Origin of the sequence: Paraburkholderia ribeironis (genome assembly GCF_900019265.1) — a bacterium.
Taxonomy (GTDB): Bacteria; Pseudomonadota; Gammaproteobacteria; order Burkholderiales; family Burkholderiaceae; genus Paraburkholderia; species Paraburkholderia ribeironis.
Window position 1 is genome coordinate 1 of record NZ_CYGX02000136.1, and the last position, 6203, is coordinate 6203.

The window sequence follows — 6203 nt, forward strand, 5'->3', positions numbered from 1 at the left end:
TCTGTTGCAGGAAGTAGATCTGCAGCATACGTTCCAAGCCAATCGGCGGTCGGCCTCGCTTGCCCTTCGGGTAGTACGGCTCGATGGCCGACAGCAAACGCGGCCACGGGACAACCTTCTCCATCTCTGCCAGAAGCGCTGCGGTTTCGTTACGGGCTTTTTGCCCGAAGTCTGCGCTTCTGCCGCTTCATCGTTGTGAGTCCGTTCCGTGAACCTTTTTCTACAACGTCCTCGGGTGTCAAGCCTCATAAATCAGTGTTTCCGTAGGTCGTGTCGACGCTCCAGTCTGATCAAATTCCCGTGTAATTTCCCGAAAACGGTAGTAATCGGGCCTGCACACCAGATTGACGCCGCATAAGTGCTTGGTGTCGATCTGTGCAAGTGCCAAATAGATGGAGTTTAGAACCATGCCCCAGGAAGACGACGTTGCTAACACGCTGGATAAGATGAACTCGTACTTCGGTCAACAGACTGGTGTTGCCCTAGATTGGGAATACTTGCAACGAAACCTCGGAATCAGCAAACCACCAGGAATACCTGAGGTCACGATTCCAGTTTCAAACGGCGGAATCAAAGTCGATGTGCCAAATGCGCGCTTAATATTCTCGCTTTCTACCGAGTGGGGTGAGGGGGTGCTTATACTCTATTATGGGACGCTCAAGACGTCGGGTTATGAGCCGCCCCCCGAAGGAGAGCCTATTTGGCGCATATATTTCGAGTTCTGCTGCCTAAAAAATATCCCCTTTAGTGATATACCGGCAGCCGGCGGCCTCGATCCGACAGCCATCGGGATCGACAGCATAAAAATCGCCATCAACACCGCGGATCTGTCTAAAGACGAGTACACGACGCTTTCCAAATATGTCAAATTTGATCCACCTACACCGGGAGAATGATGTCTGGGTCGACCATCCGCCGGCGGTCGTGTTCGAGTTCGCGGAGTCCCGGGCGGGCGCACATCCGCTGCTGTACCTGAATAAATACCAGGGCTATCTGCAAGCCGACGCGTATAGCGGCCATGCTGCGCTTTATGAACACCTCTGCATATAGACATTCTCGATTCGCTTCGGCAGGCGCCTAGCGCCGAGCTATATCGCCTCTACCTTGCGATTGGCAAAATGCTTGACGATCCCCGCCGCATTCTCGAAATACGTCAACGCCTCCATCTGGGGATGGCCGTCAACTACATTGGCGATAACCCGCTTGGTCCGCCGGCACAAGGCACAATTGTTGAACTCCGGCAGACTCAGGCGGTGGTTCAGGACAGCGCCACTCGACGTCGCTGGGGCGTGCTCTATGCGGCGATCATCCCGGAAACTTCAACTGATCAGCCTCACGTCGAACCGGCACCGCCGCCGAGAATGCAGCGTGACGAGTTCTTCGTCGGCGACACAGTTGGCTTCACCGACAAGCACCTCAGCGAGCGCGTGGGCATGGCGTCAAGCTGAACGCCAAGACCGCCTCTATTGCCGTCAACGACACCGATGGTCACTGGCGCGTTTCGTACTCTCTATTACGAAAGATCGTCGACATCTAACCGCGCAAAACCAGTCTGACGGGTTCCGCTGACGGATACTGAGCAGTTGCTGCCTCATACGGTGCAGCCCAAGCATCGCCTGCTGCATCTCGGTTTTTACCGCCACCGGCTTGCCTGGCTGCTGTACTGCCAGCCAGATCGCCCGGGCGTCCGCCGCATCGCTCTTGTTGCGGACATTGAACGCCTTCACAAACTCCCCCGGCATCAGCTTCACCTCGTGGCCCATCTTGGTCAGTTGCCGGGCCCAGTGGTGCGCACCACCACACGCTTCTATCCCGATCAGGCACGGCGCACGATTCGCGAAGTGTTCAAGGAACTTTGCCCGCTTGATCGGCTTGTTCACGATCTCGCCGGTTTCCTGATCGACGTAATGCACCTGGAACACGGTTTTCGCGATGTCCACGCCGACTGCTGTACGATTCACCACTGGATCCTCCGGTTGCCTTGGGAAACTTCCTATTTTCCACGTGGGCACATCGATGCCGTTGGCCCGTGAGGATCCACCTTGCTTTGCTCACTCGGTCACGGGGTGGGACGCGTTCATTTCATTCCTCCAGATTACGCAGACTCAGCGAGTACGCCACGTACCAGCGCACACATAGCAGAATCACGTCCAGTGGATAATGCAGCCGCTTCATCACTTTGCCAATACCGGCGGGCAGCGTCCTGCGCGGCTTGTTCGTCTTTGCCATCATGCGTGTCGTACGTTTTGATTTGAACGATTCTACTCGACCTCGCTAACGCGACAGAACCCAGCCGATCCTGGGGGCGCTTGGTGGCGCATACGCATTCACCGCGCTGGCCGTGGCCTTGCAACTGCTGACGTTTCCAGGTGTTTTCACGCGGACCGGCCTGTTCGGCGCCGGTCCGCATAGCGCCGCCTGGATGTGGGTCTTCTGGCACGGCGGGTTTCCGTTCTTCGTGATTCTTGCCGTGTTGACGCGTAACCGGTTTGAGCACAAGCCGATCGGTGCGACGCATGTCGGCCTCTGGACGTGGTCGCTGATCGGCGGGCCTGTCGCGATTGGCGCAGTGCCTGGTGGATTAGCCCTTTACGGGAACCTGCCACCCGCTCTCAACCCCGCGAACAGTACGAGCGTATTCCTGAACAGCGCGACGGCCCTGATCGTCTGGTCGCTCAACGTCATCGCGATTGTCATCGTGTTGCTGACAGGCCGTCTGCGCGCGGTGCTCGACCTGTGGCTGGCGATCGCCGTACTCGCGTGTTTTACCGATACCAGCCTGAACCTGCTGAGTACCATCCGATTCAGCGTCGGCTGGTATCTCGCGCGGGTGTTCAGCATGTTTGCTCCGGGCATCCTGGTTTGCGTTCTGGTGTGGGAAGTCACCATGCTTTACCGGCGACTTTTTGAGGCGCATGTCTCTTTGCTACAGACGTCCATCCACGATGAGCTGACGGGGATCTACAACCGTGGCTATTTCAACCAGCAGTTCGCAGCGAATTCGATCGCACTAAACGCAGACGGCCCCTCTCGATCATCATGATCGATGTCGATCACTTCAAGCGATACAACGACGCCATTGGACATCTCAAGGGAGATGCGTGCCTGGCTGCTGTAGCGGCAACCCTGGCCGAGGCCGTCCGGGTGACTTCGTCGCCCGTTACGGCGGAGAGGAATTCATGATCGTCCTGCCCGAGACGGACCTGCATGGCGCTTCGGAAATCGCGGGACAAGCCTGCGAGGCGGTAATGCGACTGAATCTGGATACGCCGACTTCCGTTGGATACGTGACCGTCAGCGTAGGGTGTGCCGCCATCGGACGAGGCAGCCTGTCCCCGCCGATGAACTTGTCGCGGCAGCTGACGCGGCGCTCTACGGGGCAAAAGGCGCGGGGCGCAATCGAATTCATCTCGCCGGAACGGATTAGCGCACGATAGCGATGCGAGTTGCGTTGGTGTGGCGGACGGCGACAATCCGCGGCCGGAAGCGAACCCCGTGACCGCGCACGGAAAGCGCCGTGAAGCGCGTGAGTTCACCAGCTACTGAACTTGTCAGATAGATAGCTGCGACTATACTTTTTTCAATCGTCTGACGAGATTGGCGGGGAGAACGTGACGCGTTTTCAATGACCGCTGCATCATCAACAGGGGGAATCATGGTTTCGGTCTATACCGTGCACCACTGGTCGCTAAGGCGAGGCGCGCAACCTGTCAAGCGCACAGTGACGAGGTCGGCCACGGCGCGATTTTTGCCCAGGAGCGGCCACTGGGTCCGTGAACGGCCTCGCATGAACGTGCAGGTCGATACCGTCAGTCGTCGCGTCCTGGTGATCGACGACAATGAGGCGATTCACCGGAATTTCCGCGAGATTCTCGCTGCCCCCGAGGACAGTGAAACTGCGCAGGCAGCATCCCACGCGGCTTTGTTCGGCGATGTTCCTGCCGATCGCGAGGCGTTTCAGATCGATTCCGCGTATCAGAGCCAGGAAGCGCTGGAGCTGGTCGCGCAAGCGCGGGCGCAGAACAATCCCTATGCGATGGCGTTCGTCGACATGCGCGCGTCGACCGGCTGGGACGGCCTTCTGACCATTGAACGGCTCTGGCAGGTGGACCCGCAACTGCAAATCGCCCTGTGCGCCACCTATTCTGATCACGTCTATGAGACTCTGCTCAGGCGCCCGGGGGTAGACGACCGGCTGCTCATTCTCAGGGAGCCATTGAACAATGTGGAGATCCGTCAGATCGCCGGCGTTCTGACCGCGAAGTGGCACCTGACAAAAGAGACAGCTTTCAAGATGTGCGGCCTGGAGCAGGCCGTCGCGGAAAGAACCAAAGCGCTTGCTGACGCCTGCATCCTAGCCCAGAACAGTCCTGCTATCTTTTACCGTCTGCGTGGCGAGCCTGCGTTTCCGCTCATTTACATATCGCACAACATCACCAGGTTCGGCCACGACCGTGGCGCATTGCTGGCAACGTCCGCCTGGGCCAGAGACCTTGTCCATCCGGACGACCAGGCGAGGGTCGATGCGGCCATGGCGCGGGTCCTGGAAAAGGACACTGAAGTGGCCTCGATCGAGTTCCGCCTGCGCACGGGCGACGGCGCTTACCGTTGTGTCGAGAACTGTTACGTCCCGATCCGCGATAAGGACGGACGGCTTATCGAAGTTGAAGGAATCATCACCGACATTACCGAGCGCAAGGCCGCGGAGGAAAAAATTGCGCGGCTCGCCCACGCCGATACACTCACGGGCCTGGCGACCCGGGCGACGTTCCTGGCGCGGCTGCGCCGGGCCTTCGCCGCAGCCCAACGCGGCGCCATGCCGTTTGCAATCCTCTACCTCGACCTTGATCACTTCAAGCAGGTCAATGACACGCTGGGTCACCAGGCCGGCAACCTGTTGCTTCGGGAGGTCGCCAGGCGCCTCACGAACTGCGCGGGCGAAAACGGTCTGGTCGCGCGGTTTGGCGGCGACGAGTTCGCCGTGCTGCAGGAGGCGACGGGCGATCCGGCTGATGCCGCGGTGCTGGCGGCGAAGCTCCAAACGGCGCTGGCATCTCCCTATCTGCTCAATGGTGCCGAGGTGCGAATCTCGGTGAGCATCGGCATTTGTCCGTATGTCCGAGGCAGCAGTGGAGCGGACGTGATGCTGGCGCAGGCCGATTTAGCACTCTGCCGCGCAAGGCATGAGGGCCGCAACCGGTATCACTTCCATTCAGACCACCTCGACCAGCAGGTGCTTGAACGTGTCACGCTCGCCGACGATTTGAGAAAGGCAATTGATCGTGCCGAACTCGAACTCCAGTATCAGCCAGAGGTCGAGTTGTCCTCCGGAAACATTGTGGGGATGGAAGCGCTGGTTCGCTGGCATCATCCGACGCGCGGCCTCCTTGCACCGGGTGTTTTTATTCCACTCGCCGAGCGGGCCGACTCCCTGGCAGTGCTTGAACACTGGGTGCTGGACCAAGCCTGCCGGCAAATGAAAATATGGCGCGACGAGGGGGTGGCTCCCCTGATGATCACGGTCAATCTGTCTTTGTTCGAGCTAAGGAACGGTCAGGCGTTCGTGCGCGACGTCACGGAAACCACGGCGAAGTGGCATCTCGACCCTTCCGATCTGGAGTTCGACGTGACGGAGACCACCCTGGCCAGGCTTGCCTGGACACAGAATGACGTACTCCCGCAACTGCGGGCGCTCGGCGCGAAGATTGCTATCGACGATTTCGGCAGCGAGTACGCGTCGTTTGACTATGCCAGAGCTTATCGCGTGAACCATCTCAAGATCGCGCAATCTCTTATCCACAGGTCAACCAGCGATCCCGGGAGTGCGGCGACGATCCGCGCCATCGTCGACCTTGCGCGCGATATCGGGATCGGGGTCATCGCCCAAGGCGTGGAAACCGAGCAACAGCGTGCGTTCCTGGCTGAAACGAATCGGGCGACGAAGGCACAAGGCTTCCATTTCAGCAAAGCGGTAGGGGCCGCTCAAGCCGGCGAGCTCCTGCGGCATGGCCACATCGCGCCGGATCAACGCGGTAGTGACAGCGCGCCAGGCATGGCGCCTGACCACCAATTGTCGAACCGCTCACAGGCGTCCTCATAGAGCGCACTTCAGGGAGCGGAAAAAAGCGCATGATAGATTAATAAGCATAACGATATATGTTTCGGCACGCGGTCTCGACGGCATACAACTGGTTGCGCGTTTC

The 6203-nt window shown here is 59.0% G+C and carries 5 protein-coding genes and 4 pseudogenes; 5 read left to right on the forward strand and 4 right to left on the reverse strand.

What is annotated here, in order from left to right:
* Positions 1 to 183: pseudogene (locus tag BN2475_RS32080) on the reverse strand (transposase); the annotation flags it as partial.
* Positions 184 to 407: 224 nt separating this feature from the next.
* On the opposite strand from BN2475_RS32080, the gene BN2475_RS34050 reads away from it, so the two are divergent.
* The 3 genes from BN2475_RS34050 (at position 408) to BN2475_RS32090 (ending at position 1448) form a co-directional block, all read left to right on the forward strand.
* Positions 408 to 896: a hypothetical protein gene (locus BN2475_RS34050; protein ID WP_143326018.1), complete on the forward strand. Its 489-nt coding sequence runs from the start codon at positions 408 to 410 to the stop codon at positions 894 to 896.
* Positions 862 to 1050: an IS66 family transposase gene (locus tag BN2475_RS36670; protein WP_094783377.1), complete on the forward strand. Its 189-nt coding sequence runs from the start codon at positions 862 to 864 to the stop codon at positions 1048 to 1050. Before BN2475_RS34050 ends, BN2475_RS36670 begins: the two co-directional genes overlap by 35 nt.
* A 68-nt stretch (positions 1051 to 1118) precedes the next feature.
* Positions 1119 to 1448, forward strand: a complete 330-nt coding sequence (locus BN2475_RS32090) for a hypothetical protein (RefSeq protein WP_245841729.1) — start codon at positions 1119 to 1121, stop codon at positions 1446 to 1448.
* 120 nt (positions 1449 to 1568) lie between these two features.
* Here BN2475_RS32090 and BN2475_RS32095 read toward each other — a convergent pair.
* Together BN2475_RS32095 and BN2475_RS34920 are read right to left on the reverse strand one after the other, a co-directional pair.
* Positions 1569 to 1961 (reverse strand): annotated as a pseudogene (locus BN2475_RS32095) (IS110 family transposase); the annotation flags it as partial.
* 124 nt (positions 1962 to 2085) lie between these two features.
* Positions 2086 to 2232, reverse strand: a pseudogene (locus BN2475_RS34920) (IS6 family transposase); the annotation flags it as partial.
* Between the two features lie 58 nt (positions 2233 to 2290).
* Between BN2475_RS34920 and BN2475_RS32105 the strand changes: the two are divergent.
* Positions 2291 to 3427: pseudogene (locus BN2475_RS32105) on the forward strand (sensor domain-containing diguanylate cyclase); the annotation flags it as partial.
* Here the strand turns inward: BN2475_RS32105 and BN2475_RS35160 are convergent.
* The gene (locus BN2475_RS35160) at positions 3424 to 3657 is read right to left on the reverse strand and encodes a hypothetical protein (protein ID WP_143326020.1); all 234 of its coding nucleotides are present in this window, start codon (positions 3655 to 3657) and stop codon (positions 3424 to 3426) included. The pseudogene BN2475_RS32105 and the gene BN2475_RS35160 overlap by 4 nt on opposite strands.
* A gap of 130 nt (positions 3658 to 3787) precedes the next feature.
* Between BN2475_RS35160 and BN2475_RS32110 the strand changes: the two genes are divergently transcribed.
* Entirely contained in the window at positions 3788 to 6100 is a 2313-nt protein-coding gene (locus tag BN2475_RS32110; RefSeq protein WP_094783378.1) for a putative bifunctional diguanylate cyclase/phosphodiesterase, read from the forward strand.
* Positions 6101 to 6203: the final 103 nt, after the last annotated feature.